Annotated in this window: 6 protein-coding genes; 3 read left to right on the top strand and 3 right to left on the bottom strand. The window is 69.2% G+C overall.

Annotated elements, in window-relative coordinates:
• A partial coding sequence (locus tag GT354_RS31840) for a hypothetical protein (RefSeq protein WP_161359850.1) occupies positions 1–271 on the bottom strand: 271 nt, incomplete at its 3' end.
• Positions 272–602: 331 nt separating this feature from the next.
• Here GT354_RS31840 and GT354_RS31835 point away from each other — a divergent pair.
• A complete protein-coding gene (locus GT354_RS31835; protein WP_161359849.1) occupies positions 603–782 on the top strand; it encodes a ribbon-helix-helix protein, CopG family in 180 nt (59 codons plus the stop codon).
• A gap of 1 nt (position 783) precedes the next feature.
• Complete coding sequence (locus GT354_RS31830) at positions 784–1,128, top strand: VOC family protein (RefSeq protein WP_161359848.1); 345 nt, start codon at positions 784–786, stop codon at positions 1,126–1,128.
• A 168-nt stretch (positions 1,129–1,296) separates the two neighbouring features.
• Here the strand turns inward: GT354_RS31830 and GT354_RS31825 are convergent, their stop codons facing one another.
• Positions 1,297–1,704 (bottom strand): RNHCP domain-containing protein, encoded by a 408-nt coding sequence (locus GT354_RS31825; RefSeq protein ID WP_161359847.1) that lies wholly within the window; start codon positions 1,702–1,704, stop codon positions 1,297–1,299.
• Positions 1,705–1,706: 2 nt separating this feature from the next.
• Positions 1,707–2,090: an RNHCP domain-containing protein gene (locus tag GT354_RS31820; protein WP_161359846.1), complete on the bottom strand. Its 384-nt coding sequence runs from the start codon at positions 2,088–2,090 to the stop codon at positions 1,707–1,709.
• Positions 2,091–2,508: 418 nt separating this feature from the next.
• Between GT354_RS31820 and GT354_RS31815 the strand changes: the two genes are divergently transcribed.
• Positions 2,509–3,482 (top strand): M1 family aminopeptidase (locus GT354_RS31815; protein WP_237535676.1); only part of this gene is annotated, 974 nt, incomplete at its 3' end.

Here is a 3,482-nt window from a genome sequence, read left to right as displayed (position 1 = left end):
CGGGCCGGCGCCGACGCGCGATGAGGAACCCCGCGCCCAGTACGGACAGGAGGATCCCGAGCGGTGTCACGTCGGGCGACTCGCGTTGGACGGGCACGAGGTAGTCGAGCAGGCCCAGGGTGCCGGTGACGAGCACGATCGACAGGTCGACGAGCACGGCCGGAGGGGTCACGATCCTGCGCCGCATCGGGGTGGGCGGACTCGCGGCCCGGACCGCCTTGTCGACGTGGGGCACTACGGCCGCTGCCGCTCGTGGGTGGTCGGACCCCATCCTCGGGTCTCCTTCGCTGCTCATCGGTGATCGCCCGACGCACGAGTCGGACGCGGCCCGACGGCGGGCCGTACCCGCGGACACGCGGTCGTCGTCCCATTCCATCGCGTCCCGAGGCCCAACCGGTCCACCCCACCGACGATCTCGACCCCGGACCCCGGTCCTGCACCGCCTGCGGGCCGGGACCCGAGTCCCGGTCCACCTCGGCGGCGGGCACGCCCGACTGCCGGGCGAAGAACTCCGCCCGAGCGAAGAACGTCGGCTCGGGAACGTGAGGTTGTCACGGCACCGTCGAATGGCGCCATGGACGTTAGCTTGCTAGCATCGATCCGTGGGCGACGAGGATGTGAAGCAGTTCAACGTGTACCTGCCGATCGGGCTGATCAAGCAGGTCAAGCACCGTGCCATCGAGTCGGAGCAGTCGCTGTCGGCGTTGGTCGCCGCCGCGCTGCGTGCCTACCTCGACGACACCCCGGGCGATCGAGAGCCCTCGGCCGAGAAGGAGAAATGACGTGACGACGGACGGTATCGAGGCCGTGTTCCTGGAGACGCACAACTGGGGCAAGACGGCCAAGTTCTTCCAAGGTCTGGGATACGAGCTGGAGTTCGCGACGGATCACAACTCCGGCCAACTCCGCAACGGCGACGGTCCCTACCTGTTCATCGCCGAGGTCCCCGCGGACAAGGAACCACAGGTCCAGCTCGTACTGAAGGTGCCCGACGCGGACGCGTTTCGTCCCGCCGCCGGGGTCGAGGTGGTCAGCCCGTTCGAGGACACCCACTTCGGAACCAGGGAGATGACGGTCCGCGACCCCGACGGACGGCTGTGGAGCCTCCAGGCCCCGGCGCGGCAGTGAGCACGGCCGGCGGCAACCGGTAACCGGCCGCCGCCGACGGCGGAACCGCCGGCCGGAGCGCGAGCGCGACTCGTGTGGACGTCCTCGCGCTCGCGCCCCGTCGGGCTCCCACTCGTTCGAGGATCACCGCACCGGGCGATCCGTCACCGCCCTACCCGCGCCGAACACCTACAGCGTGAGCAGCGCGCGGATCGGGCGGGTCGGATCGGCCAGTGGCCGCATCGCCACGCGGAGCAGGGCGAGCGGGTTGTCGTCACCGGCGATCCGGTTCGCGCCGAGTTCGCCGCAGGATCGGCACTGGTGAATGAGTTGCCATTCCCCGTCCGCTCGAACGGACATGCTCAGCACGGTCATTCGGCCATGGCAGTCGGCCGCGCGATCACCCGGGATCCGGCGGTCGACGTGCAGACTGGTGAGGCAGTGCGGACAGTGATTGCGGTGTGCCGTCCCGGGAGCGCTCAGCGGCACGTCGAGTCGGCAGCCAACGCACCGAAACGCGTCGCCGCGACCGGTCAGGCCGTGAGTGACATCCTTGTGGCGCTGCGGACGGCGCGCGGCGGGTTTGCGGCGGGCCACGGTCACAGCTCCCCGAACACTTCGAGCGGGAACGGTGGTTGGGCCAGCGGCCGGACGGCCATCCGGATCAGGATGAGCTGGTTGTCGTCCGGCGCGATCGGATTCGAGGTCAGTTCGTCGCACCGGATACACCGATGCACGATCATCCAGTCACCGTTGCGCAGCACCGCGATCGAGATCGGCGACATGCGTGCCGCGCACTCGGACGGACCGCCCTCGACGTGGTCGACGACATGCCGCGAGTGCAGACACGCGGGACAGTGATCGCGCCGGTCGCCGGCCGGATCGACGGTGGTCACGGTGAGGCCGCAACGGACACAGTCGAAGGTGTCGGTGCGTCGCGAAGAGGCGTGTGATGTACCGGAGTTGCTGTTGGTAGTCGACACTCGGAGATCTCCTTGCCGGGAAATGGAGCAAAGGCAGCAAGGAAGCGCCGAGCGGTCTCGGAAGGGTCGTCGCCGTGGATCGATGCGCGATGCGCGAGGCGGATCGGCGAGCCCACCGGGAGGATCAGCAAAGGTCGGGGGAACCCCCGCAGCCGGATCCAACCGCGGTCGTACGAGGCGCGCTCGGCGCGGTCCGGGGCATCAACACCTGATTTCCGAGAAGGGAGGGGCGCTCGCCGACAGGCGGGCGCAGCCGAGATGTCGGGAACATAGCAGCGGGCCCGACGCGGACTCCAACGGTTTTCGGCCGCCCGGCCCGCCCGGTCGTCGATCGCCGGTTCCCGGTCGACGACGGGCGTGCCATCGCGGACACCGGCGAGACCGGTACCCGTGTGCACGGCCGTCGAGATCGGGCAGCATGGCACCCATGTCCGTACTCACGCGCGACGAAGCGCAGACCCGTGCACGGTTCCTCGACGTCCACCGCTACGCCGTCGACCTCGACCTCACCGCCGGGGCCTCTTCGGGCGGCAGCGAAGAGACCTTCGGCTCCACCACCGTCGTACACTTCACCGCTCGAACGGACGGCGACACCTTCGTCGAGGTCAAGCCGGCCGCGCTGCGCTCCGTGACGCTGGACGGGCGATCACTCGATCCCGCGGCGCTCGACGGCAGCCGCTTCCCGCTCGTCGGTCTCACCGAGGGCGCCCACGAACTGCGGGTCGAGGCGGACATGCGCTACTCGCGCACCGGCGAGGGGATGCACCGTTTCACCGACCCCACCGACGGCGAGACGTACGTCTACACCCAGCTGTTCCTGGACGACATCCAGCGCGTCTTCGCCGCCTTCGACCAACCGGACCTCAAGGCCGTCTTCGACGTATCGGTGACCACTCCCGACGGGTGGACCGTCCTGGGCAACGGCGTCGCCACCCACCAAGGCGACGGCGTCTGGACGTGCGCGACGACCACACCCCTGTCCACCTACCTCGTCGCCGTCGCCGCCGGGCCCTGGCACTCGGTACGCACCGAGCACGCCGGGTTGCCCTTCGGCCTCCACTGCCGCCGCTCGCTGGCGCCCTTCCTGGACGCGGACGCGGGGGAACTGTTCGAGATCACCCGTCGGTGCTACGACCGGTACCACGAGAAGTTCGAGGAGCCGTACCCCTTCGACTCCTACGACCAGGCGTTCGTGCCCGAGTTCAACGCCGGCGCGATGGAAAACCCCGGACTGGTCACCTTCCGCGAGGAGTTCGTCTTCCGCTCCGCCGTCACCGACACCGAACGTCAGTCGCGGGCCATGGTCGTCGCCCACGAAATGGCCCACATGTGGTTCGGCAACCTGGTCACCATGGTGTGGTGGGACGACCTGTGGCTGAACGAGTCGTTCGC

The organism is Streptomyces sp. SID3343, from assembly GCF_009865215.1.
Taxonomy (GTDB): Bacteria; Actinomycetota; Actinomycetes; order Streptomycetales; family Streptomycetaceae; genus Embleya.
This window is presented reverse-complemented; position numbering and strand designations above follow the sequence as displayed.